Here is a 25,061-nt window from a genome sequence, read left to right on the forward strand (position 1 = left end):
GCCATGGGGAGTGCTTTCTTAGACGCGAATGACGAGCCAGAACCGGGCGCGCAAAAGCGCGGCCGTCGCAGACAGCGTGTCGGCAAAAACAGACCCGCTTCCAAGGCCGCCGCGCTGTTGCAGACAGCAGGCGCCCTCGTCTTCATTCCTCAGGCTGCTTTCATCGCTCTTTCCGTCGGCCGCATCGCCAACGGCGGCGGCCTCGCCGCCGTGCTGTGGCCGGCACTCTTCATCGTCATTCTCGGCATCGCCAAGAGCTGTCTTGAAGCGGCTGGTGGCCGCCTGGCATTCAAAGCCGCCCGCGCCGAACTCAGCAAGCGCCGCGCCGCCGCCGTGGCAGCACTCGCGCGCCGCTCGCCTGTCGATCCTTGGCGGCCAGCATCCGGCGAAGCGGCCAGCGTCATCGGCGAACAGGCCGAACTGATCGTGCCCTATATTGCCCGGTTCCAACCGGCGCGCTTCAAGGCGACGGCCGTGCCCTTGGCGATACTCGCCTGCATATTCCCGATTTCCTGGATCGCAGCGCTCATCCTGCTGATCGCCATGCCGCTGATCCCGCTCTTCATGGCTCTGATCGGCTGGCGCGCCCAGGCGGCCAGCGAAAAGCAGCTTGCCGCCACCGGCGGGCTGAACGGCTTCCTCCTCGACCGGCTGCGCGGCCTGACGACGATCCGCGCGCTCGGCGCCGTCGATCAGACGGCGAGCCACTTGCGCGCCGATGCCGATGATCTGAAAACCCGGACGATGGCGGTATTGCGGATCGCCTTTCTCTCCTCGGCGGTGCTCGAACTCTTTGCTGCGCTCGGCGTTGCGCTGCTCGCCGTCTATGTCGGCTTCAGCCTGCTCGGCGAAATCACCTTCGGCGCCTGGACCGGCGGGCTTGACCTGACCACCGGCCTGTTCCTGCTGCTGCTTGCTCCGGCTTTTTTCGAGCCGCTGCGCGATCTCTCGTCGGTCTGGCACGACCGCGCGAGCGGCGAAGCCGCGCTCTCGGCGCTGGCGGCAATTGCACCCGGCGGGCTCGATATCGTTCCGGAAGCTGCCGGCAAGCAAACCACGCGTTTCGATATCGAACTTGCCGATACCGGCTTCCGCTATGCTGCCGAGAAGCCACCGGCCATCGAAGCGTTCAGCTGTCGCATCATGCAGGGCGAGCATGTCGCCCTGCTCGGCGCCAGCGGCAGCGGGAAATCGACTTTGCTGGCGATGATTGCCGGCCTTGCTCCGGTCTCGGATGGTGCGATCCGCATCGGCGGCCTGCCGCTCAACGGAGCGGGCGACTGGCGCCGCCATATCGCCTGGATCGGCCAGAAGCCGCATATCTTTGCTGGTTCGCTCGCGGGCAACGTTACGCTCGGCCGCGCCGGCACCAAGGCGGATGAGGCACTCCGTGCCGCCAAGCTCGACCAAGTCGCGGCAGCTTACGGCAAGCGCCCGCTTGGTGAAAGCGGGCTCGGCCTGTCCGGTGGCGAGGCGCTGCGGCTTGCCATCGCCCGCGCCGCCTGCAATCCCGACATCCAGATCATTCTCGCCGACGAACCGACTGCACATCTCGATGCTGCGACAGCGGCGGATATCACCGAAAGCCTCATCCATCTCGCCAAGGGCAAGACGCTTGTCGTCGCCACCCACGATCCGCGGCTTGCCGCCCGCATGCAGCGGGTGATCGCGATCGGCGCGGAGACGCTTCGGGAGGCAGCGGAATGAACACGCGCCTCGGTGATCTTAAACCCGTCGTCTACCTGTTTATCGCCGAACGGCGCCGCGGCCTGCTGATCGGCGCGCTGATGTCGGCGCTGACGGTGCTGGCCGGTATCGCCCTTCTCGGCCTCTCCGGCTGGTTCATCACCGCCGCCTCGATTGCCGGACTATCCATTGCCACGGCCGTCACCTTCGACGTTTTCGCGCCATCGGCTGGTATCCGCCTGCTGGCGATCGGACGTACCTTCTCGCGCTATGGCGAGCGGATGACCACCCACGATGCAACGTTGTCGGTACTGGCGGCCCTCCGGGAGCGCCTGTTTAGCGGATGGGCGAAGGACGGCGCGGCGCGCGATCTCGCAGCCCGGCCCTCAAAGCTTCTGTTCCGCCTGACGGCCGATATCGACGCACTCGACGGCCTCTATCTGCGCGTCCTCGTTCCCGCTGCCGTTGCGATCTGCACCGCGATCGCGGCAAGCGTGGCGCTCGGCATGATCCATCCGCTGATTGGCGCCGCGACCGGGTTGATCCTCCTGCTTGCCGGGCTCGGCATTCCCTACCTCGCCGGCCGTGCCGCCGCAAAATCCGCACGCCGCCGCATGCATGGTGTCGAAGCGGTCCGCGGCCGCGTCATCGATCTCGTCTCCGGTCAAACGGACCTGCTGATGGCTGGGCGTCTGGACGCTCAATCTGCCGCAGTTGTCACGGCCGATGCCTATATCTCGGCGGCGGACGACCGTCTGAACCGGATCGAAACCGCCGTCACCTTTGGCTTCGGCCTGACCTCCTCGCTGCTGCTCGCCGGATCGCTGCTGGCGGTCGCCACCCTTGCGGGGACAGGCAGCATCGGCGCACCTGTCGCCGCGCTCGGCCTGCTGGTCGCCTTCGCCGCCATCGAGCCCTTTGCCGCCCTGCGCCGCGGCGCCATCGAGCTCGGGCGCACACTCATTGCTGCACGCCGCGTCGGCGCCCGTCTGACCGCGGCGGATCGGACGACCGGACATGGCGCACCGGAAACCGGCATTGCTTTTGCCCTGACAGATGTTGCAAGCGCTCATGACGAGGCGGAAAAGCTCGCCCTTTGTAAGCTAACGATTACACTCAAAGCAGGCGAGACGCTGGCGCTCATCGGCTCCAGCGGCGCCGGAAAGTCGTCATTCCTGGCTCTTCTCGCAGGCGAGTTGCAGCCGCAAGACGGAAGTGCGGTGATCACGGATTCGACGCTGCTGACACAGCACACCGAACTCTTCGCCGACAGCATCCGCGGCAATCTCCTGATCGCCGATCCCTCGGCCAGCGAGGCACAGCTTCGCGATGCTCTCGAGGCTGCCGGATTGCTCACCACCATCGACGCCCTGCCGCAAGGACTCGACACGAAACTCGGAGAAGGCGGGCTCGGCCTATCCGGCGGGCAATCGCGCCGCCTGGCGCTGGCCCGTCTCTTTCTCCGCAACGCATCCCTCTGGCTGCTCGACGAGCCGACAGAGGGCCTGGATGGCGAAACCGCCCGCGACGTGATCAGCCGCCTTGCCGAAAAGGCATCCGGCCACGCCGTGGTCATCGCCAGCCATATCCGCCGGGAGGCGGCAATCGCCGATATCATCGCGGTGATTGCGGATGGGTGCATCGTCGAAATTTCGCGCCGTGGAGAGGCGGCGTTCGAAAAGGCTCTGAACCGGCTGCGGCCGGATTGAGCGGCATGACTGCGGGCGCCGGCCGGCGCCCGTGGAACTCTTGATACCGCGTGGGACCGTGGGAGAAAGATAATGGAACTCGACATAGTGGCGCTATCGCGCTTTCAATTTGCGCTGACCGCGCTCTATCATTTTCTATTCGTACCCCTGACGCTTGGGCTTTCCGTGCTGCTTGCCATCATGGAAACCACCTATGTCATGACCAGCCGCCAGATCTGGCGGCAGATGACGAAATTCTGGGGCACGCTTTTCGGCATCAATTTCGCCATCGGTGTCGCAACCGGCATCGTCATGGAATTCCAGTTCGGCATGAACTGGAGCTATTACAGCTATTATGTCGGCGACATCTTCGGCGCACCGCTCGCCATCGAAGGCCTGATGGCCTTCTTCCTGGAAGCGACTTTCGTCGGGCTTTTCTTCTTCGGCTGGGACAAGCTTTCCAAGGTCGGGCATCTCGTCGCCACCTGGGCCGTGGCGCTGGGCTCCAACTTCTCGGCACTCTGGATCCTGATCGCCAATGGCTGGATGCAGAATCCGGTCGGCTCGGCGCTCAATCCGCAGACGATGCGCATGGAGGTCACCAGCTTCTTCGACGTGGTGTTCAATCCGGTCGCCCAGGCAAAGTTCGTGCACACGGTCTCGGCCGGTTATGTCTGTGCGTCGATCTTCGTGCTCGGCGTCTCGGCCTGGTACCTGCTCAAGGGACGCCATGTCGAAATCGCCAAGCGGTCGATGACCGTCGCCGCCTCGTTCGGCCTCGCTTCGTCGCTGTCGGTTGTCGTGCTCGGTGACGAAAGCGGCTATCTGGCGACGGAAAACCAGAAGATGAAGCTCGCCGCGATCGAGGCAATGTGGAAGACGGAGCCCGCTCCGGCCCCGTTCACCGCCTTCGGCTTTCCGGATCAGGAAGCCCGCGAGACGCATTTTGCCGTTCATATTCCCTGGGCGATGGGCCTGATCGGCACACGCTCGCTGACGACCGAAATCCCCGGCATCGACAAGCTGGAGAAGGAAGCCGAAACCCGCATCCGTGACGGCATCAAGGCCTATGACGCCCTGATGCAGATCCGTGCCGTGCGCGCGCCGGACCAGCCGACGCAGGAGGTCCGCACCTCCTTCGAAGACCTCGGTCACGATCTGGGCTATGCGCTGCTTCTGAAGCGCTATGTCGACGATCCGCGTCAGGCGACCGACGCGCAGATCGCCCAGGCCGCCCGCGATACGATCCCGCATGTGCCGACGCTGTTCTGGTCGTTCCGCATCATGGTCGGCCTCGGGATGTTCTTCATCGTGCTGACGGCAACCTTCTTCTGGCTGTCGGCCCGCCGGCATCTCGACAAGTATCCGCTGCTGCTCAAGGTCGCCGTCTTTGCGATCCCGCTGCCGTGGGTGGCGATCGAAGTCGGCTGGATCGTTGCCGAGTTCGGCCGCCAGCCCTGGGTGATTGAAGGCGTGCTGCCGACGGCGGCTGCCGTCTCCAGCCTCGGCGCCAGCACCGTCCTTCTGACGATCATCGGCTTTGCGGTGCTCTACACGACGCTGATCATCATCGAGATGGGCCTGATGCTCAATGCGATCAAGAAGGGCCCCGAGCCCGATGACGAGCCGGAAGCCGAGCTGATCTCCGAAACCCTCGTTCCTGCTGCGGAGTGATTGTCATGATCCTTCACGAACTCATCGACTACGATACCCTGCGGGTCATCTGGTGGCTGCTGCTCGGCATCCTCCTGATCGCCTTTGCCACCACTGGCGGCTTCGACCTCGGCGTCGGAACGCTCCTGCCCTTCGTGGCGAAGACCGATACCGAACGGCGGGTCGCCATCAACAGCATCGGCGCCACCTGGGAAGGCAACCAGGTCTGGCTGATCCTCGGCGGCGGCGCCATCTTCGCCGCCTGGCCGCCGCTTTACGCGGTCTCCTTCTCGGGCTTCTACCTGGCGATGTTCGCGATCCTCTTCGCGCTCATCCTGCGTCCGGTCGGGTTCAAGTACCGCTCGAAGCGCGACAGTGCGCGTTGGCGCAGCAACTGGGACTGGGCGCTGTTCATCGGCGGCTTCGTTCCGGCGCTGATCTTCGGCGTTGCCGTCGGCAACGTGTTGCAGGGCGTGCCGTTCCGCTTCGCCGACGACATGCGGATCTTCTACGAAGGTTCGTTCTTTGGGCTGCTGAACCCCTACGCGCTGCTCTGCGGATTGCTGTCGGTGGCGATGCTCGTCATGCATGGCGCAGCATGGCTGATCCTGAAGACCAGCGGACCGGTCGCCGAACGGGCCCGGACCTATGGCAGCCTTGCCGCCTTCGCCGCCATCCTGCTCTTTGCGCTCGGCGGCATTTTCCTCGCAGCCGGCGTCGATGGCTACCGCATCACCAGCGACATCAGCCCGGTCGGCCCCTCCAATCCGCTCTTCAAGACGGCGGAACATGCCGGCACCTGGTTTGCCAATTACGGCACCTATCCGTGGCTGCTGATCGCACCGGCCTGTGGCTTTGCCGGAGCGGCCCTTGCCCTGCTCAGCATGCGGGTTCGGCTGGAGGTCACCACGCTGCTCTTCAGCAAACTGTCGATCTTCGGCATCATCTCGACGGTCGGCGTCTCGATGTTCCCGTTCATTCTGCCGTCCTCTCTCGACCCGCGGTCGAGCCTGACGGTCTGGGATGCATCGTCGAGCCATCTGACGCTGTTCATCATGCTCGTCGTCACGGCAATCTTCCTGCCGATCATCTTTCTCTACACCGCCTGGGTCTACAAGGTGCTGTGGGGCAAGGTGGACGAGAAAGCCATCACCGACAAAAGCGGCCACGCCTATTAAAGGAGAAAGACGATGTGGTACTTCGCATGGATCCTCGGCCTGCCGCTCGCAGCCGCCTTCGCCGTCCTCAACGCCATGTGGTACGAGCTGATGGACGATGAAGCCAAGAAGAAGAAATCCTGAGCTTCACGAATTGAGACGATGCCGGGCGCGATGATTGCGCCCGGCATCCCGCAAACCTGGCACAAGCCTTGCTTCATATTCTTCAGGCGGAATATGCCCGCCTGAAGAAGAGGGGTAGCATGGTGTCAGTCACGGATATGATCGGTGCAACGTGGCGTCTCGAGGATGCGATCCGGGATGTGATCGCTGAAAACCTGAATTTCTCCAGCAATTCCAGACCGATGAGGAACAAGGCGCGCCTGCTGCCTCACCTTCTCGTGCAGAAATATCCGCAGCTGTCGGATATCGAGCATGAGCTGCGCGGCGTCTTCGAGACCTGCCGCATCGCGATTGACCATAAATCCATCAGTCCGGTCGTTGCGAAGGCAGCCATTGCGATCGCCGACGAATATCGCGAGCTGATCATCAAGCTCAAACATTAGGCGATAGCCTGCCCGCGCATTTCCGGCGTGGGACTGGCAGGACACACATCCGGGACATTTGCGTGGACCCGGATGATTGCCGGTTGACGTAACGTTTTGCGGGCTCTAGTTCGGCTTCCGAACATCGGGGGACGTTTTTCATGGAAATCTTTACTGCCGCGGGGCTGACTGCGCTTATGCAGGTCATCGCGATCGATCTCGTGCTTGCCGGCGACAACGCCGTCGTTATCGGCCTTGCCGCCGCCGGCCTTCCGGCCGATCAGCGCAAGAAGGCTATTCTGGTCGGTATTCTGGCCGCAACCGTTCTGCGTATCATCTTCGCTTCGATCACCGTTCAGCTGCTCGCCATCGTCGGCCTGCTGCTCGCCGGTGGCCTGCTGCTGCTCTGGGTCTGCTGGAAGATGTGGCGCGAGCTGCGTTCGCAGCACGGTGCGGAAGGCGAAGACGCGCTCGAGGGCGCCGAAGGCAAGCCGAAGAAGACGTTCTGGCAGGCCGCCAGCCAGATCGTCATCGCCGACGTTTCGATGTCGCTCGACAACGTGCTGGCTGTCGCCGGTGCCGCCCGCGAACACCCGACGGTCCTCGTCGCCGGTCTCGCCCTGTCGATCGCCATGATGGGTATTGCCGCAAACTTCATCGCACGCCTGCTCACCAAGCACCGCTGGATCGCCTATGTCGGTCTGGCAATCATCCTCTATGTCGCGCTCGACATGATGTATCGCGGCGCACTTGAGGTCTGGCCCTATCTGGCCGGCTGATCGGCTTTTCTGAAAAGAGAAATCAGGCGGATCGGCGAAAGCCGGTCCGCCTTTTGCTTTTCCCAGTAGCTGCCGACGCGCATGCACTGCCGGTCATATTGCAGCTCGTCCTTCAGATATTCGCGGATCGCCACGGCTTCCGCCTTCTCGCAGCCAACCCAAATGAAGGTGGGCGCGGCGCATTGCGGCGCCAGTGAGCGGATCAGCTGCTGAATACCGCCCATCGTGCCGGCCGCAGCACCGTTGCGATGCAGCCAGATGGCCTCGATATCGGCCGCCGATGAGATCGGCTGCTCTTCGGCCGCGCTGTCAACCTCGCCGAAGAAGCGGACCTTGGTTCCGGCCGGTGCCGCTTCGGCAATGCGCAGCATGGCAGGCAATGCCGTTTCGTCTCCGGCAAGGATAAGATCGGTCGCCTCGGGCATCCAGCCACCGCCCGGTCCCATGATACCAATCAAGTCGCCAGCGGCCGCCGTCGCCCCGAAGGTGGCGCCGGGCATGGTTTCGCCCTCGTGCAGCACGAAATCGATATCGACCTCACCGCGCTCCAGATCGACCTTGCGGATCGTGTAGATGCGGACTGCGGTGATCTTCTCGTCCGGCCATTGAATGCGGCCGTCGTCGCCGACAGTGGGCCAGACCGGCGCCTCACCATTCTGCGGCAACAGCAGGCGCACATGCAGACCACCCTGCTGGAAATCCTGAACATTGGCGCAGGAGAAGGTGACCCGGCGCATATGCGGCGTGACATTGCGGGCACCCGCTACCGTCGCCAGCCGCATATTGCCCGGCAGCGCCGGCTTCGGCTTTTCCGACCACGTCAGCTCGAATTTCTTCTCACCAGCGAAATGGAAGAGGTGCTCGGCGAGCACGGTGCGGATCATCGTCAGCTCGTCCTCGCTGTTCGAGGCGAGCTCGATTGTCAGCGTCTCGCCGGCGATGCGAATATCGGCTGCGCCGATCTCATGCTCGAGATGCACGGTTTCCCCGTTGCGGGTCACCGACGCATGCTCGGCGAAATGCTCGGCGATCTCTTCCAGCATATGCCTGGCATCCGGTGGAATTGCCGTACCCGAAAGCCGGAATTGCGCCGTCATGCCGCTTCCTTTCGCGTCAGGAGCCAGATGAGATAGGGGCCGCCGATCAGCGCCGCGAAGAGGCCGACCGGGACCTGATAGGGATAGATCACCACGCGCGAGAGCCAGTCGGCCACGACAAGCACGCCTGCGCCAAGCAGGATCGCGGCGGCAAGCTGCTGGCCCGGCCGGTGGAAGCCGGTGAGCCGCGCCAGATGCGGTGCGATGAGGCCGGTGAGGCTGAGCGGCCCGACGAGGAAGGAGGCGACCGCTGTCATCAGCGCCGCGATCATCGCCAGCAACAGACGGCTGGCGCCGACAGGCAGGCCGAGGCTGCGCGCCGAGGGACCGCCGAGTGGCAGGATGGTGAGCCAGCGGCTGAGGAAAGGCAGCGGTGCGGCGAGAACGGCGAGCGAGATCACTGCCGTCCAGGCTTCAAAGCCGCCGGCACGGTTGGTCGAGCCGGTGAGCCAGGTCAGCAGCACGTAGCCGCGCATGTCGCCCTGCGCCAGCACCATCGAGACGATCGCCATCGAGAAGGCGCCGATGGCGATACCGGCAAGCAATAGTCGCTCGGGCGCGAACTGGGCGCGAGCGGCGATGGCGATCATGATCAGGAAGGCGACGAGCGCGCCGATTGCCATCGACGCCAGCATGACGAAGGGCGGTGGGAAGCCGAAGATGAAAAGCGCAACCGTCAGCCCCGCGCCACCGCCGGTGCTGACGCCGAGCACTTCCGGGCTGGCGATCGGATTGCCGGTCACCCGCTGCATGATGAAGCCGGCGGCCGCCAGCATCGCGCCCGCACCGGCGGCAACGATGGTGCGCGGCAGGCGAAGCGGCAGCAGATCGGTAAATAGCGTACCGGTGGCGATATGCCAGCCGTCGTCGGCCGGTGCCGTGGTCAGCACCAGGGCGACGACAAGGGCAAGCGCCAATAGTAGCATGAGGAACACCCGGCCAGGGCTTTGAAGACGCCTGATCGCCACGGTCGTCTGCGCCGTGACCGACGCGAAGGAGTGGACGCGTGGCAGGAGATAAAGCAACAGCGGGCCGCCGAGCAGCGCGGTTGCGGCGCCCGCGGGAGCAAGATCGGTAAAGCCCGGACCAAGAAGCTGCGTCACGCAATCGGTGAAGAACAGCAGCGCAGCGCCGGTCAGCGGCGCGGCAATCACCAGCTGTCGGGTGGTGCGCGCACCGGCAAAGCGGGCGATTGCCGGCGCTGCAAGGCCGAGAAAGCCGATAATGCCGACCTCTGCGGTGACCGAAGCCGAGAGCCAGACGGCGAGCAGCAGCACGGCGAGGCGGGTCGTATGCAGGGCGACACCAAGGCTTTTCGCACCAGCATCGTCGAGCGACAGCACCTGCAGCGGCCGCAGCAGAAGAACGGAAACGGCGAAGCCCACGAGCAGCCGCGGCGCCAGCGATATCACCGCATGCCAATCCTGCTGGCTGAGCGAACCCGCGCCCCAGATGAAGATCGACATGGCATATTCGCCGCGGGCGAGAATGAGGGTGACGCTGAGCGCCGAGGCAATCAAGGTCACGATCATGCCCGACAGGGCGACGGTTACGGGATCGAGGCTGCGCCGCCAGCTGAGCGCCAGCACGATCGCCACGGCCACAAGCCCGCCCGCAAACGCCACCAGCTCGCGCGAAAGCCCGAGCAGCAGCGGCGAAACGCTGATGCCGATGGTCATGGCAAGCTGCGCGCCGGACGCGATTCCGAGCGTCGAGGCATCGGCGATCGGATTGCGCAGGACGCGCTGCAGCAGGAAGCCGGAGAGACCGAGTGCGGCGCCGGCGATCAGCGAAAGTGCTGCGCGCGGCATCATGCTCTGCCATAGCAGCACCGCATCGAGCGCCGCCTGTCCTTCCGGCAGACGCGGCCGGAAGGCGACGAGCAGGGCAAAGACGAAGGCGCAGGCAGCGAAGGACGCAGCTATACCAAGCAGCGTGCGGTTCGGGCGGCCACCGGCCACCCGGCGGCTAACCATTCCATGCATCGGTGAGCCCCTTCGCAAGCAGATCGGCAAAGCGCGACGCCGCAGGCAAGGCGCCATAAGGATTGATGGAGCCAAGTGTCAGCACCCGGCCTTCGCGGACGACGGGAAGCGCCTGCCAGAAGGCACCGCTCTGCAGCGTCACCATCGCATCCGGCGGATGCGGCGGGATGAAGACGATCCAGGTGTCCGGCATCGATGCCAGCGTCTCGATGCCGATCGGCGCCATCGCCGTATAGCTCGTCTTGCCCTGCCAGGCGTTTTTCAGCCCGGTACGGGCCAACACTTCGCCGAACATGCTGTCGCTGCCGAAGACGCGGTAGTGGCGCGCATCGCCGAGATTGATCGGCAGGATCGTGCGGCCGTCGCCTGCTGCAAACAGCGTCCGGTATCTATCGAGCCTGGCCATAAGATCGTCCGCATAGCGCTTGCCGCTATCGAGCTCCAGCTCGCCTGCCATCGCCAGCGTCACATCCTGCGCACGTTGGAAGGGACTATCGCCCATGCGATAGATCGCATGTGTCTTCACCGGCGCGATCCGGCTCATCAGGCCATCGGCCCAGCTGTAGAAATTGGAATTGAAGATCAGGTCCGGCCTGGCAAAGCGCAGCACTTCGAAATTCGGCGTGCCCCGGAGCCCGAGATCGGCAACGCCCTCGGGCACCGCGGGTTCGACGGCGATCTGCCGGTAGCCGCGCAGCTCGCTTCCCGCCACCACATTGGCGCCGATCGCCAGCAGCGTTTCCAGCAGAGCCCAATCGAGTGCGGCCGCGCGCGGCACCGCGGCGGCCTTCAGTACCGAGGGGGCGGCGAGAACCGCCGACATCGCCAGGAAGTTGCGCCGCGTCAGAGCTTGCATCGGCATCACAGCAGATAGCTGACCGGCTCGCCGCGTGCCGGGTGGGTGAAGACGCCCATGCCGACGCCGAAGATCGACTGAAGCCGGTCGGCCTGCATGATCTCTTCAGGCTTGCCTTGCGCGGTGATCCGGCCGCGGTTGAGCGCGATGATCTCGTCGCAATGGCGGGCCGCCAGATTGATATCGTGGAGAACGATGACGACGGTCAGCCCACGCTCATGGCTGAGCGATTCCACCAGCGACAGCATGGAGGCCTGATGCGCGAGATCCAGCGCCGAGGTTGGCTCGTCCAGCAAAAGACAGCTGGCATTCTGCGCCAGCATCATGGCAATCCACGCCCGCTGGCGCTCGCCGCCGGACATGTTGGCAACCGGACGCGCGGCGAATTCTTCGAGACTCGTGCGGGCGATAGCATCATCGACCAGATCGTGATCGGCCTTGCCGAAGCGGCCAAGCGTGCCGTGCCAGGGAAAGCGCCCCAGCGCCACCAGCTCGCGCACCGTCATGCCGTCGGTCCCCGGAGTGAACTGCGGCATATAGGCGATCTTGCGGGCAAATTCCCGCGCGCCCCAGGCGGCCACGTTCCTGCCTTGGAGTTCCAATGCCCCGCCGGTTGCCGCATGCTGGCGGGCGATGATCTTCATCAGCGTGCTCTTGCCCGACCCATTCGGCCCGACCAGCCCATAGATCCGCCCGCTCTCCAGTGTCAGATCGATGCCCGAGAGGATGGTGCGCTCACCTGCAGAAAAGCGGACATCCGACATTTTCAGAAATGGCGTGGACATGAAACGAGCTCCTGAAACAGCTGCGGGAGGGGCACCGCCCTCCCGCCATTTTGCTTGGTGCAAAACTTTACTACGATTGTCAACTTACCATTTTTTGCTGAGCTTGAAGGTGATGGTGCGGGCGTCGCCGTAGCCGCAAACGCCGAGGCCACCGCAACCGCTTACATATTCTTTGTCGAACAGATTGGTGACGTTGACCGATGCGCCCCAGTTGTCGCGATCGTAACGCAATGCAGCGTCGAAGATCGCGGCTCCCGGGACCTTCTTGGTATTGGCTTCATCCGCCCACGACCAACCCTGATAGCGCACGCCGGCGCCGAGGCTGACACCCTCAAGAGGTCCTGCCGTCACGGCGTAGTCCAACCAAAGTGAAGCCATGACCTTCGGCACGATAAAGGGCGATTTACCCACCAGCGACAGGTTGGCCTCGTTCTCAGTGACTTCCATATCGGTATAGGAAGCCGCACCGAGCAGTTTCCAATTGTCGTCGAGGTTGATCTTCGCTTCCAGTTCGGCACCACGGGAGACGACTTCGCCGAGCTGGCTCTGCTTGAAATCCGGATACGTCACAGTGTTGTTGCGCTTGGTGATGTGGAAGACAGAGGCCGTGATCGAGCCGTCCATAAAGGTCGGCTCATACTTGACGCCACCTTCGAATTGCTGGCCTTCCGCCGGTTTCAGGGCACCGGAAATGCCGGTACCGATCTGTGGATTGAAGAATGTGGCGGCGCTGACATACGGTGTGAGACCGTTATCGAACTCGTAGGCCAGACCGGCCCGGCCGCTGGCCGCGGTATCGGTGGTCGCATATGTGGTCCCCACGACTGCATCGGCATCGGTGTCCACATAATCGAAGCGGCCGTTAAGTGTCATCAGCCAGCCGTCGCCGAAGTGGATCTGGTCCTGAGCATAGAGGCCCAACTGCTGTTGCGTCACGACCTGATCGATCTGGACGTCGTTCACCGGTTGCGGCAGGCCATAGACTGGGTCCCAAGGGTCGATAGGGCTTGCAGCCGCCGGCCATGTCGGCCACTTCTGAACGTGGTCGAGGCGATAATATTTGTAGTCTAGACCGGCCATGAAATTGTGCTGCGTGCCGCCAAGATCGAATTCGCGCTCCGCACGATTGTCGATTGAAAGGGTGTCGGCCACAGAGTCACCTTCGAAGCCGACACGATACAGCGTGTCGGTACCGGCGACATATCCATAGGGATATGGCCCCTTCTCATGCTTGTCGAGATGGCCGTACCGGAGGTTCTGGGAAACCTTCCAGCCGTTGTCGAACTCGTGCTCGAACTCGTAGCCAAACATCTGCTGCGTGTAGTTGCCCGCATCGATATCGGGCTCGCCGAGAAAGGTCTTTCGATCGATCTTTCTTCCGTTCCTATCGACCACGGTTCCTTCGTAAGGAAGAAACCCGTTGCTGCTGTGAACCTGATCCAAGGCACCCGCGTATGCCCAGACGGTAAAATTCGTCTCTGCGTCGGGAGAAACCGTCAACTGAGGCATGATGAAACCACGAAAATCGTGGGTGAAATCGACATAGTTGTCTCCACCGGCGACCTTACCCGTGAGCCGGTAGGTCATGGCGTCGCTCGAGCCGACCTTGTCGGAGACATCAAAACCGGTAAACGCGTTGCCGTTACTATTGATGCCGATCTCCGTGTAATAGAGAGGCTCATCTGTGGGACGCTTGCGGACGAGATTGACAACCCCGCCAGGGTTGGCGCCGCCAAGCAAGACCGAAGCGGGGCCCTTCAAAACCTCTACGCGCTCAAGCATGAACGGATCGATCTGGAAACCGCCGAAGCCGTAGCTGAAGAGGGACAGATTATCCATGAAGACGCCCGTCTGCGTGGCGTCGAAACCGCGGATGTAAAACCAATCGGTATCAGCGTCATTGCCGTAGGGCTGCGTTGTCACGCCCGGCGTATAGCGTAGAGCCTCGTCCACCTTGTTGACGACACCACGATCGTCCATTTCCTGCGTTCCGATCACCGACACAGACTGCGGAATCTCGTTGATCGGCGTATCGCTTTTCGACCCCGTCGCCGACCGCTTCGCCACATATCCCTTGACCGGGCTGGTCGCCGTCGCCTCGGAATTTGCCGCTCCGGCCTGCCCCTGGATGGTGATCGGCGCCAATGCCGTCGCGTCCTGGGCCTGCGCCGGCATGGCGGCTACGAGGCCGATGGCGGCGGCGCCGGTCAGAAGGTTGGTCTTGAAGATGAGAGCCTTGGTCTGCCCACGCATTGTCTTACCCCACTCGCGCCGCGCAAACCCCAAAGTCACCCGGCTAAACAGCTTGTTGATAAGATGAGCGTTTAACTCAAATTTAACGGGTTGGATTGTCGCGATCCGGGGAATTTGAACGTTCTTGGGCAAATTTCCGCACTTTAAACAAATGCTCGTGAGGCGTGGTTTTCAGGCAACGTGAGCCTTCTTCCACAGCGCCGGGGTGGCGCCAGTCGTCTTGCGGAAGACGCGGGTGAAATGGGCCTGGTCGGAGAAGCCGGTATCGGCGGCAATCGCCGGAAGACTGAAATCGCCCCGCAGAAGCAGACGCTTGGCTTTTTCGACACGGGCATTGGTCTGCCACTGATGGGGCGCGATCCCGGTCGAGGCCTTGAAGGCGTGGCTGAAATGCGATTGCGACAACCCGGTCAGGTTTGCAAGCTCCTCGAGCCTGATGTTGCGAAGGCAATTCTGTTCAATGAAATCGGTGGTGCGGCGAAGCTGCCAGGTGGCCAGCTTGCTGCGCTTGCGCGGCTGCGCCTTGGTCAGCTTCAATACGTCGATGATCAGCGACAGGCACAGGCCATCGCCATAGAGATCGTGTAGCGGCTGCGGGTTCAGGCATTCAGCACCGATCAGATTGGCAAGCGCCATCACCCGCTCGTCGTGAAACAGCAGCCGGGCATCGGCAAGCCGTGACGGGTCGATATCTTCCATCAGCCGCCGTCCGACGATGTCGGCATCGAAATGGATATCGAGATGGCGGACGAACTGGACATCGACGAGATCGGCCCAAAGTTCCATCCCGGCGGGCACATAGGAGATCGGCCGGCGCACGGTGTCCTGGACGGCTCCTGCGCTCTTCGGTGTCAGCTTGACGCGTGAATCGCCGGGGCCGCGCATGTCGAGCAGAATGAAAAGCCGCGGATCGTGGGCGACATAATAGCCACCGGCATAGGGCGCGCACTCGACATCCCAGACATCGGCGACGATGCCATTCCAGCTCCGCCGGTTCATGCCGCCAACCACGGAGAAGCCTTCGATCCTGTTCTGCATGCGCGGTTGAAAGGTCATGGGGACGCCGGAAAATAAACCTTCATTTTATAATCAAGTTTTCTCCTAGCGAATATATGCCGGATTAGCAACATGCTTTCGCTGCAGCGCACAAGCGATCGTGAAACGCCGCCTCTTCATTTCCGCGCGCCGCTGTTCTAGCATTTGCGCCATGAGCCTCGAATCCGTCCGCGCCTTCTTCAGCGCCCATGCACCCGATATCGATATCATCGAAACCGAAGCCAGTTCTTCGACGGTGACGCTTGCGGCCGAAGCCCATGGGGTCGAGCCCGCGCAGATCGCCAAGACAATCTGCCTGCGGGTCGGCGACGAGGCCATGCTGGTGGTCGCCAGCGGCACGGCGCGGCTGGATAACCGCAAATTCAAGGACACGTTCGGCGGCAAGGGCCGCATGCTCGGGGCCGACGAAGTGCTCGAAATCACCAGCCATCCGGTCGGCGGCGTCTGCCCTTTCGGCCTGCCGTCTCCGCTGCCGGTTTATTGCGATGCGTCGCTCAAACAATTCGCCGAAGTCATACCCGCCGCCGGTTCCCCCAACTCCGCGGTGCGCATTCAAACAGGGCGGCTGGCAGAGCTGACGGCTGCAAAATGGGTCGATGTCTGCCAATAGAACTTTGGCATAACTTCAAATTGCCGAAAGAGCCCCTATATTAGGCTGCAACATGCCGTGGTTGCGCATGAGAGGAGATGAAATGCCGGGTGCCGTTTCGCGTTTTGCCAAGATTGCGGCGATTGCCGTTCTGACGAGCGCTACTGTTTTTGCTGCTTATAGTGAGGCCGAAGCCCGGCGGGCGGGCGGCGGTTTCAGCAGCTTCGGCAGCCGCGGCACACGTACCTTCCAGGCTCCTCCCGCAACCCGCACGGCGCCGGCACCTGCTGCACCCGTCGAGCGCTCCATGACACCCCAGCCGCAGACGACGGCCCCTTCGATGGCGCAGCCCGGCGTGGCGGCGCAGCGCCCCGGCGGCATGTTCGGCGGTTTCGGCCGCTCGATGGTCGGCGGCCTGATCGCCGGTGGTCTGCTCGGCATGATGCTCGGCCATGGTTTCGGCGGCGGCTTCGGCTTCCTCGGCCTGCTGCTGCAGATCGCGCTGATCTTCGGCGCCATCACGCTCGCCATGCGCTTCTTTGCCAATCGCCGCCAGCCGTCCTACGGCTCGGCAGGCGGGCCGTCCTATAGCAACATGTCGTCGAACAATAACAGCTCGTTCCGCATTCCGACGATCGGCTCGGGTGCGGCCGCCGCGGCTCCGCAGCGCAACAACCAGCGCCCCAGCGACGAGATCGGCCTGGCGCAGGCAGACCTCGACCAGTTCGAGGAGCTGCTGACCGAAGTGCAGACCGCCTATGGCGCCGAAGACTACGGCACGCTGCGCAAGCTGACGACACCGGAGGCGATGTCCTATCTGGCGGAAGAACTTGGCGAGAATGCCACAAATGGCGTTCGCAACCGCGTCTCCGACGTGAAGCTGCTGCAGGGCGATATTGCAGAAGCCTGGCGTGAAGACGGCCTCGACTATGCAACGCTTGCCATGCGCTACTCGTCGATCGACGCGATGGTCGAGCGCGACAGCGGCCGCGTCGTCTCCGGCGACGATCAGCGCCCGAGCGAAAGCACCGAAGTCTGGACCTTCGTTCGCAAGAACGGCGCCGACTGGAAGCTTTCCGCTATTCAGGGCACAGAGCAGCGCGCCGCCTGAGCGGCGCGCGTTTTCTTCCTCAGCCCTTGAAGGTGTAGTCGGCGATCGACTGCGCCTTCATCTCGATCGAGAATCCGGGCTTCGACGGCGGCATATAGGCTGCGTTCCTGATATCGCAGGGATCGAGAAAATGTTCGTGCAGGTGGTCGACATATTCGATCACCCGTCCGTCCTTGGTGCCTGATACGGCGATGTAATCGATCATCGACAGGTGCTGGACATATTCGCAGAGCCCGACGCCGCCGGCATGCGGCCAGACCGGCAGGTCAAACTTCGCGGCGATCAACAGCACCGCCAGAACCTCGTTCAATCCCCCCATGCGGCAGGAATCGATCTGCACGATATCGATCGCGCCTTCGGCGATGAACTGCTTGAACATGATGCGGTTCTGGCACATCTCACCGGTCGCGACCTTCACCGGCGCGATCGCCTGGCGGATCTTGCGGTGGCCGGCAACATCGTCGGGGCTGGTCGGCTCCTCGATGAAGAACGGCTTGGCGAAGGCGAGCTTGTTCACCCAGTCGATCGCCTGCGGCACTTCCCAGACCTGGTTGGCGTCGATCATCAGATAGCGGTCCGGCCCCATCACCTCGCGGGCGATCCGCAGGCGGCGGATATCATCCTCAAGATCGCGCCCGACCTTCATCTTCACATGGTTGAAACCGGCATCGATCGCTTCTTGGCAGAGGCGGCGCAGCTTCTCGTCATCGTAACCCAGCCACCCGGCCGAGGTGGTGTAGCAGGCATAGCCCTCGGCCTTCAGCGTGGCGATCCGCTCCGCCTTGCCGGCTTCGGCCTTCTTCAGGATCGCCACCGCCTCGTCGCGCGTCAGCACGTCGGTCAGATAGCGGTAGTCGACGATATTGGCGATCTCTTCGGCCGGGAGTTCAGACACCAGCTGCCAGACGGGCTTGCCTTGCTTCTTTGCCAGCAGATCCCAGAAGGCGTTGACGACAGCGCCGGTTGCCAGATGCATGGCGCCCTTGTCGGGACCGATCCAGCGCAGCTGGCTATCGCCGGTCAGATGCCGCCAGAACTTTCCGGGCGCGGCGCGGAAGGCTTCGAGATCCTGGCCGACGACGAGGTGATCCATCGCCTTGATTGCCATGCAGCAGATGTCGTTGCCGCGGCCGATGGTGAAGGTCAGGCCGTGGCCGTTAAGACCCGGCTCATCGGTATCGAGGATCACGTAAGCGGCGGAATAATCCGGATCCGGGTTCATCGCATCCGAGCCGTCGAGGCTCTGCGAGGTCGGGAAACGGAGATCGAAGACACGAAGGCCGGTGATACGAGTCATGATTTTCCTCCGGATTAAATCGTCCAGCCGCCGTCGATGGCGTAGGCCTGACCTGAGGTATAGGTGGCGCCGGCGAGATAGACGGCGAGTTCCGCGATCTCTTCGGGTGAGCCCAGACGGCCCATCGGCTGGCGCGAAATGAAGGCGGCGCGCGCCGTCTCGTAATCGCCCTGCGCCTTCATGCGATCCTGCAGTGAAGGGCTCTCGACCGTGCCGGGGCAGATGGCGTTGCAGCGGACACCCTGCGCCACATAATCGGCAGCAACAGACTTCGTCAGGCCGATGACGGCGGCCTTGGTGACGCCGTAAGCGAAGCGGTTCGGCACGCCCTTGATGCTGGATGCAACGGAGGCCATGTTGATGATCGAACCGTCCTTGCGCTCCAGCATGCCGGGCAGCACGGCCCGGATGGTGCGGATCATCGCCTTGACGTTGAGATCGAGGGCGAATTCCAGATCACTGTCCTTCATCTCGAGGATCGAACCTGCATGGACAAAACCGGCGCAATTGAAGAGCACGTCGATCTGGCCGATCTCTGAGACCAGCGCATTGACGGCTGCCTCGTCGAGAACATTCAGCTTGTGGATCGCAATCCCGGTTTCGGCCGTCAGCTGCGCCAGTGCATCGGTGTTGATGTCGGTGGCATGCACGGTGGCACCTGCCTGCTGGAAGGCGATCGCCGAGGCGCGGCCGATCCCCTGTCCTGCGGCGGTGATCAGAACGGTCTTGCCGGAAAGTGAAATGGTCATATGTCGAAGCCTCCCTTGATGTCGCGCATGGAAGGAGCGAAGGCGGTCTTCGCCGCTTCCCCGCTCGCATTGTCATATTATCGATAAAAAACAGAACCGGAAAAAGCAATGCCGAAGTTTGCGATTGCTGGCCTTGACAGCAAGGCACGGCGGCCGATCGCGGCAAGCGATTTTTCCTGCGGCTATATATTCTATTAATTTAGACGCCTTATGATTGCGCCTACAAATATCCGTAACCCATTATTTAGACATCATTAAAAGACTTTCGCTTTCCTGATGAACGACCAAACGAACGACAAATTGAGCGCCCGATGAGCGAATATCAGAACCGAGCCGTCGAACTCATGCAAACGCTGATCGGCAACCAATCCACCGCGGACATCAACGACCGCCGCAACGCCTTCATCTTCAGGGCCATCGGGCTCTACCAGGCTCTGGGTGGCGACCCGGAAGCCGTGCAAGGCGTCGTCGAGAAGGTCTATGCCGTCCGCGCGCCGCGGATCGATACCGCCGTCGGCGATCTCATGTACAATCTGGCAGGCGTCGGCCATGCCTCGGATCTCGACATCATCCAGGCTGCCTATAACAAGCTCGATCAGGCCACGCCTTCAGCTGTTCCGCTGAAGCGCGCCCGTACCTGATCTCCGTCGCCGGCCTCAAGCCTTCCCGTAGCCACCACCTGTCGGCGTGGTGACGATGAAGGCTTCGCCGGCTTCCAGCTGCGTGTGGGCACTGCCGATCAACACATCGAGCGCGCCGGAATTCCGGCGCACGGCATTGCGGCCAAGCTCGCCCGGCTCCCCGCCTTCAAGCCCAAAGGGCGCCACGCGGCGGTGGCCGGAGAGGATCGCGAATTCCAGCTTTTCACGTGCCCGGATCGTCCTTTCCGTGCCGTCGCCCGCCGACCATTTTCCGCGGCCGCCGGAACCCTTGCGGATATGGAAATCCTCCAGAACGACAGGGAAGCGCGTCTCCAGAATCTCAGGATCGGTCAGCCGTGAATTGGTCATATGCGTGTGGACGGCGTCCGCGCCGTTGAAGCCCGGGCCAGCGGGCGCACCGGAGCAGATCGTCTCGTAATACTGATAGGTCGCGTTGCCGAAGGTCAGGTTGTTCATCGTGCCCTGCGCCGCCGCCATGGCGCCGACCGCACCGAAGAGGCAGTTGGTGACCGCCTGGCTGACCTCGACATTGCCGGCAACCACAGCCGCCGGATATTCTGGCGTCAGCATCGTGCCCTTGGGAACGATGATGCGGATCGGCCGCAGGCAACCGGCATTCATCGGGATATCGGCCTCGACGAGGACGCGGAAGACGTAGAGCACGGCAGCACGGGTAACCGGCTGTGGCGCGTTGAAATTGTCGGCGCGCTGCGGCGAGGTGCCGGTGAAATCGACGGTCGCCTCGCGCTTTTCCTTGTCGACGGTCACCTTGACGACGATCTTGCAGCCCTGGTCCATCTCATAGCTGAATTCGCCGTCCTTGAGACGGTCGAGCACACGGCGCACGCTCTCGGCGGCATTGTCCTGGACATGGCCCATATAGGCATCGACGACATCCTCGCCGAACAGCGCGATCATCTTGGCGAGCTCGGCGACACCCTTTTCGTTGGCTGCCACCTGCGCCTTCAGATCGTTGACGTTCTGCGCCAGCTGGCGAACCGGATAGCGGGCGCCGGTAAGCAGCGCTGCCAGCTCTTCCTCGCGGAAACGGCCGCGATCGAGGAGCTTGAAATTGTCGATATAGACGCCTTCCTCCTCGATATGGGTCGCGAGCGGCGACATCGATCCCGGAGCAATGCCGCCGATATCGGCATGATGGCCGCGGCTCGCCACCCAGAAGCGGATGCGGCTTCCGTCGTTGTCGAAAACCGGCGTGCAGACCGTCAGGTCGGGCAGATGCGTGCCGCCATTGTAGGGCGCGTTGATCAGGAAGACGTCGCCCGGATGGATGACCGGGTTTTCGCGGATCGCGGTGGCCACCGAAGCATCCATCGAACCCAGATGCACAGGCATATGCGGCGCGTTGGCGACCAGATTGCCCTCGGCGTCAAAGACGGCGCAGGAGAAATCGAGGCGTTCCTTGATATTCACCGAGTAGGCGGTGTTCTGTAGCGTCACGCCCATCTGCTCGGCGATCGACATGAAGAGATTGTTGAAGATCTCCAGCATGACAGGATCAGCCCTGGTGCCGATCGCTGTGCGCTCCGGCAGTGCCTTGATGCGGGTCAAGACGATATGGTCATGAACCGTCAGCTTCGCTTGCCAACCGTCTTCGATAACGATCGTCTGGTTCGGCTCAATGACGATTGCAGGACCTGTTACAGTCTGCCCTGATTGCATCGCGGAGCGGAGAACGACGGCCGCGTCATGCGCTTCGCCCTGCGAATGGAAGCGCGTACGCCGCGCGGACTCAGCCTCCCCGCCAGTGCCCTCCTCTTTGCTAACATCGATCTGCGCCGCCGCACCACCAATCGTCTCCACCTCGATCGCCTCGACCACCAGCGGCTTGTCTTCGGCAACGAAGCCGAAGCGACGCTTGTGCAGCTTTTCGAACTCTGCCCGCAGCCGCACAGCATCGTCGGCGGCAGGAAACAGCGTTTCGACCGAGATCAGCGTATCCGTGCCGGCATAGCGGACATGGGCGCGCGCAATGGTTTCGATGGCAGAAGCCGGAACGCCCTGTGCCTCTAGCTCCGGAGCGCATTCGCGCTGCAGCTCGCCCGATAGCGCTGAGATCGCCGGTGGCGCATCGGCATCGAGCGCAACGCCGAGGGCCTTCTGGCGGGTGGCCCGGATATCGGCGAGGCCCATTCCATAAGCCGAGAGTAGACCGGACATCGGATGCAGCAGGATGCTCTTCATGCCGAGCGCATCGGCCACCAGGCAGGCATGCTGCCCACCGGCACCGCCGAAACAATTCAGCGCATAGCGGGTGACGTCATAACCGCGCTGGACCGAGATCTTTTTGATCGCCTCGACCATATTGGCGACGGCGATACGGATGAAGCCATCGGCCACTTCCTCCGGGCTCCTGCCGTCACCGATCCGGGCTGCCAGTTCGGCGAATTTCGCCCGGACGGTCTTTACGTCGAGCGGCTGATCCTGATCCGGGCCAAAGATCGCCGGGAAGAATTCCGGCAGCAGCTTGCCGGTCATGACATTGGCGTCGGTGACGGCGAGCGGCCCGCCGTTGCGATAGCAGGCAGGGCCCGGATGAGCACCAGCCGAATCCGGACCGACGCGAAAACGGTTGTCCTCGAAATGCAGGATCGACCCGCCGCCAGCGGCCACCGTATGGATCAGCATCATCGGTGCGCGGACGCGGACGCTCGCGACTTCGGTTTCGAAGGCGCGCTCGTATTCGCCGTCGAAATGCGCGACGTCGGTAGAGGTGCCGCCCATGTCGAAACCGATGACACGCGAGAAACCCGCCTGCTCGCCGGTCTTCGCGAGACCAACGACGCCACCAGCCGGACCTGAAAGAATGGCATCCTTGCCCTGGAACATATCGGCCGCCGTCAGGCCGCCCGATGACATCATGAACATGACACGGGCGCCGGTGCGCTTGATGTCGAGTTCATCGGAAACCTGCGCCACATAGCGGCCCAGCACCGGCGAGAGGTAGGCATCGACGACGGTCGTATCGCCACGGCCGACGAGCTTGATCAGCGGCGAGACTTCGTGACTGACCGAAACCTGCTCGAAGCCGATTTCGCGGGCGATGCGCGCGACAGCTGCCTCGTGCGCCGGGAACTTGTACGCATGCATGAAAACGATGGCGAGCGCCCGGTAGCCTTCGGCCCGCAATGCTTCGAGGGCGCGGCGGGCTTCGCCTTCATCGAGATCAAGTTCGACCGTGCCGTCGGCCAGCACGCGTTCGCCGATCTCTGCAACCGTATCGTACAGCGCATCGGGCTTGATGATCTCGGTGGCGAAGATCTTCTTGCGCTCCTGGTAGCCGATGCGCAGCGCATCGCGGAAACCCCTGGTCGTCACCAGCGCCAGCCGCTCACCCTTGCGCTCCAGCAGCGCATTGGTCGCAACCGTCGTGCCCATCCGCACTTCGCCGATCAGCCCGGCCGGGATTGCCTGGCCTGCCGTCAGCCCCAGATGCAGCCGGATGCCGTGGACCGCCGCATCGCGATAGGCGGACGGATTTTCCGAGAGAACCTTGCGCGCATGCAATTCGCCCTCAGGGTCGCGGGCAACGATATCGGTAAAGGTGCCGCCGCGATCGATCCAGAAATCCCAGCGCTTGGCGTTCGTCGCTTGCATAGAACCGTCCTCAAGATGGATTGCGAAATTGCACGTTGATAAAATATCGATAAAATGACGACATATTCTCGTCAAGACAGGAGAACGAAATGGCTGACGGCAAAAACAAGGATATGAGTGCCGAGGCCTTTCCCGGCATGGCCTCGTTCGGGCCGATCGTCTCCTCGGCGCATCTCGCCGAAGGCGGCTCGCCCGCCTTGTCGGAGATCGAATACGGCCTCATCCTCGCCTCGCATGCTTTCGACCGCTGGATCGTCCGCTGCATGGCGGCGGCCGGATTTCCGGGTCTATCGCCGATGGAAATCCTCATCCTTCACTCGATCCGCCACCGCGACCGGGAAAAGAAACTCGCCGATATCTGCCTGGTGCTGGATATCGAGGACACGCATGTGGTCACCTATGCGATCCGCAAGCTCCAGGCCGCAGGCCTCTTAACGACGGGCCGCACCGGCAAAGAAAAGACCGTGAAGATCACCGACAAGGGCGCCGAAGCCTGCAACACCTACGCAGACGTCCGCAGACATCTGCTTGTCGATCCGACCGCCAATGCCCGCCCCGCCGAACAGACGCTGTCCGAAACCGCCGCCATCCTGCGCTTCATCTCGGGCGCTTTCAACCAGGCGGCGCGGGCAGCCGCGACGCTCTAGATAATGGGCCACCGGGCTGCCACCTCAAACGGCCTGACTTCAATATGTCATTAACGTTGTCAAACAATCAGGGATTGCGGCCTCTGCAGAGAAGAGTATTGATTTCAACGGCGCTCTCACCCCGGACGATGGGATATCTCCAAGGTTAGCTCATGCGTGTTCGGATTATCTCCGTGCTGATCCTTGCGACGGCATTTGCATACTTCATGCCGATGGTGATGGAGTTCGGCCGAGCACTTTACGTCGATAATGACTTTGGATTTCCCAGGTCTACCGATTTTACCTTCTTCGGCATCGCGATTATTCTCGGCTTTCCAGCAGCAGCAGGCCTTTGGCTGTGGGATGCAAAGCAGCGCAAGTTACCGCTGCTGATCCTGCCCGCCTGCATCCTCGCATCGGTTGTCGTTGGCTACGCGAACACGGCGTTGGCGTTCCGTACAGCGACAGAACGCTATGATATTCTGACAAGTGATTGCTTCTACACCAACACCCTAGCCGTCAAAGGAAGGAACGGCATCTTCGTTTCTTCGGGTGGACAGACGGCATATCATCCATCCAGCAAGGTTCGATCAATGGTTCCGGTACCGGGCGGAGCGTAGTCCCGTCCCCATTTTAGGGCGGCTGAAGAACGGGCCGGTTGATGGCTTCCTTCGTGTTCGTGCTCGAATACGCAACGGGAAGCAGCCTGTTTAGCGGATACCGCGTTACAAATTCCCGGCACGGGATAAGGCCTTGACAAAGATCCGATGCCTGTATTTTATTCAAGCCTGCGGATTAGGCAGACGAGCCATACCGCATTCACATGACTCCGATAGTCGCTGGGCAGTTTCGCCCCATGACGCCCCATCGAT

At 62.5% G+C, this 25,061-nt stretch carries 21 protein-coding genes; 12 read left to right on the forward strand and 9 right to left on the reverse strand.

Annotated elements, in window-relative coordinates; translation table 11 throughout:
- Window positions 1-3 precede the first annotated feature (3 nt).
- From cydD to AB4Z25_RS22975, 7 genes are all read left to right on the forward strand, one after another.
- Window positions 4-1,707 carry a thiol reductant ABC exporter subunit CydD gene (gene cydD, locus AB4Z25_RS22945; RefSeq protein ID WP_442209234.1) on the forward strand — a complete coding sequence of 568 codons (1,704 nt, stop codon included), beginning with the start codon at window positions 4-6 and terminating at the stop codon, window positions 1,705-1,707.
- Entirely contained in the window at window positions 1,704-3,395 is a 1,692-nt protein-coding gene (gene cydC, locus AB4Z25_RS22950; RefSeq protein ID WP_442209235.1) for a thiol reductant ABC exporter subunit CydC, read from the forward strand. Before cydD ends, cydC begins: the two co-directional genes overlap by 4 nt.
- A gap of 72 nt (window positions 3,396-3,467) precedes the next feature.
- Window positions 3,468-5,048 carry a cytochrome ubiquinol oxidase subunit I gene (locus AB4Z25_RS22955; RefSeq protein WP_442209236.1) on the forward strand — a complete coding sequence of 527 codons (1,581 nt, stop codon included), beginning with the start codon at window positions 3,468-3,470 and terminating at the stop codon, window positions 5,046-5,048.
- 5 nt (window positions 5,049-5,053) lie between these two features.
- Entirely contained in the window at window positions 5,054-6,205 is a 1,152-nt protein-coding gene (gene cydB, locus AB4Z25_RS22960) for a cytochrome d ubiquinol oxidase subunit II (RefSeq protein ID WP_442209238.1), read from the forward strand.
- Window positions 6,206-6,217: 12 nt separating this feature from the next.
- On the forward strand, window positions 6,218-6,328 hold the full coding sequence (gene cydX / locus AB4Z25_RS22965; protein WP_112388881.1) for a cytochrome bd-I oxidase subunit CydX: 111 nt from the start codon (window positions 6,218-6,220) through the stop codon (window positions 6,326-6,328).
- Window positions 6,329-6,447: 119 nt separating this feature from the next.
- Window positions 6,448-6,750: a hypothetical protein gene (locus tag AB4Z25_RS22970; RefSeq protein WP_442209239.1), complete on the forward strand. Its 303-nt coding sequence runs from the start codon at window positions 6,448-6,450 to the stop codon at window positions 6,748-6,750.
- Window positions 6,751-6,890: 140 nt separating this feature from the next.
- Window positions 6,891-7,508: a TerC family protein gene (locus tag AB4Z25_RS22975; RefSeq protein ID WP_112597985.1), complete on the forward strand. Its 618-nt coding sequence runs from the start codon at window positions 6,891-6,893 to the stop codon at window positions 7,506-7,508.
- On the opposite strand, the gene AB4Z25_RS22980 is transcribed toward AB4Z25_RS22975, so the two are convergent.
- From AB4Z25_RS22980 to AB4Z25_RS23005, 6 genes are all read right to left on the reverse strand, one after another.
- Window positions 7,493-8,605 carry a DUF2218 domain-containing protein gene (locus AB4Z25_RS22980; RefSeq protein WP_442209241.1) on the reverse strand — a complete coding sequence of 371 codons (1,113 nt, stop codon included), beginning with the start codon at window positions 8,603-8,605 and terminating at the stop codon, window positions 7,493-7,495. The two genes, AB4Z25_RS22975 and AB4Z25_RS22980, sit on opposite strands and share 16 nt — an antisense overlap.
- Window positions 8,602-10,590: a Fe(3+)-hydroxamate ABC transporter permease FhuB gene (gene fhuB / locus AB4Z25_RS22985; RefSeq protein ID WP_442209242.1), complete on the reverse strand. Its 1,989-nt coding sequence runs from the start codon at window positions 10,588-10,590 to the stop codon at window positions 8,602-8,604. Before fhuB ends, AB4Z25_RS22980 begins: the two co-directional genes overlap by 4 nt.
- Window positions 10,574-11,446 carry an ABC transporter substrate-binding protein gene (locus AB4Z25_RS22990; protein ID WP_442209346.1) on the reverse strand — a complete coding sequence of 291 codons (873 nt, stop codon included), beginning with the start codon at window positions 11,444-11,446 and terminating at the stop codon, window positions 10,574-10,576. The genes fhuB and AB4Z25_RS22990 overlap by 17 nt, the downstream gene beginning before the upstream one ends.
- A 5-nt stretch (window positions 11,447-11,451) precedes the next feature.
- Window positions 11,452-12,231 carry an ABC transporter ATP-binding protein gene (locus tag AB4Z25_RS22995; RefSeq protein ID WP_442209244.1) on the reverse strand — a complete coding sequence of 260 codons (780 nt, stop codon included), beginning with the start codon at window positions 12,229-12,231 and terminating at the stop codon, window positions 11,452-11,454.
- Window positions 12,232-12,315: 84 nt separating this feature from the next.
- Window positions 12,316-14,484, reverse strand: coding sequence for a TonB-dependent siderophore receptor (locus tag AB4Z25_RS23000; protein ID WP_442209246.1), 2,169 nt, complete (start codon window positions 14,482-14,484; stop codon window positions 12,316-12,318).
- Window positions 14,485-14,655: 171 nt separating this feature from the next.
- On the reverse strand, window positions 14,656-15,540 hold the full coding sequence (locus AB4Z25_RS23005; RefSeq protein WP_442209247.1) for a helix-turn-helix domain-containing protein: 885 nt from the start codon (window positions 15,538-15,540) through the stop codon (window positions 14,656-14,658).
- Between the two features lie 151 nt (window positions 15,541-15,691).
- On the opposite strand from AB4Z25_RS23005, the gene AB4Z25_RS23010 reads away from it, so the two are divergent.
- Together AB4Z25_RS23010 and AB4Z25_RS23015 are read left to right on the forward strand one after the other, a co-directional pair.
- Window positions 15,692-16,150 carry a YbaK/EbsC family protein gene (locus AB4Z25_RS23010; RefSeq protein WP_442209249.1) on the forward strand — a complete coding sequence of 153 codons (459 nt, stop codon included), beginning with the start codon at window positions 15,692-15,694 and terminating at the stop codon, window positions 16,148-16,150.
- Window positions 16,151-16,232: 82 nt separating this feature from the next.
- The gene (locus AB4Z25_RS23015) at window positions 16,233-17,240 is read left to right on the forward strand and encodes a Tim44 domain-containing protein (RefSeq protein WP_442209250.1); all 1,008 of its coding nucleotides are present in this window, start codon (window positions 16,233-16,235) and stop codon (window positions 17,238-17,240) included.
- 19 nt (window positions 17,241-17,259) lie between these two features.
- Here AB4Z25_RS23015 and AB4Z25_RS23020 read toward each other — a convergent pair whose 3' ends face one another.
- Together AB4Z25_RS23020 and AB4Z25_RS23025 are read right to left on the reverse strand one after the other, a co-directional pair.
- Window positions 17,260-18,537, reverse strand: coding sequence for an L-fuconate dehydratase (locus AB4Z25_RS23020; RefSeq protein ID WP_442209252.1), 1,278 nt, complete (start codon window positions 18,535-18,537; stop codon window positions 17,260-17,262).
- 14 nt (window positions 18,538-18,551) lie between these two features.
- Window positions 18,552-19,286 carry an SDR family oxidoreductase gene (locus AB4Z25_RS23025; RefSeq protein ID WP_442209254.1) on the reverse strand — a complete coding sequence of 245 codons (735 nt, stop codon included), beginning with the start codon at window positions 19,284-19,286 and terminating at the stop codon, window positions 18,552-18,554.
- Between the two features lie 311 nt (window positions 19,287-19,597).
- Between AB4Z25_RS23025 and AB4Z25_RS23030 the strand changes: the two genes are divergently transcribed.
- On the forward strand, window positions 19,598-19,927 hold the full coding sequence (locus AB4Z25_RS23030; RefSeq protein WP_310290391.1) for a hypothetical protein: 330 nt from the start codon (window positions 19,598-19,600) through the stop codon (window positions 19,925-19,927).
- 15 nt (window positions 19,928-19,942) lie between these two features.
- Here AB4Z25_RS23030 and AB4Z25_RS23035 read toward each other — a convergent pair whose 3' ends face one another.
- Complete coding sequence (locus AB4Z25_RS23035; RefSeq protein WP_442209256.1) at window positions 19,943-23,563, reverse strand: hydantoinase B/oxoprolinase family protein; 3,621 nt, start codon at window positions 23,561-23,563, stop codon at window positions 19,943-19,945.
- An 89-nt stretch (window positions 23,564-23,652) separates the two neighbouring features.
- Between AB4Z25_RS23035 and AB4Z25_RS23040 the strand changes: the two genes are divergently transcribed.
- On the forward strand, window positions 23,653-24,210 hold the full coding sequence (locus AB4Z25_RS23040) for a winged helix DNA-binding protein (RefSeq protein ID WP_442209258.1): 558 nt from the start codon (window positions 23,653-23,655) through the stop codon (window positions 24,208-24,210).
- A gap of 173 nt (window positions 24,211-24,383) precedes the next feature.
- Window positions 24,384-24,809: a hypothetical protein gene (locus tag AB4Z25_RS23045; RefSeq protein WP_442209259.1), complete on the forward strand. Its 426-nt coding sequence runs from the start codon at window positions 24,384-24,386 to the stop codon at window positions 24,807-24,809.
- The last annotated feature ends 252 nt before the right edge of the window (window positions 24,810-25,061 follow it).

This window comes from Rhizobium sp. RAF36 (assembly GCF_052114105.1).
Classification (GTDB): Bacteria; Pseudomonadota; Alphaproteobacteria; order Rhizobiales; family Rhizobiaceae; genus Rhizobium.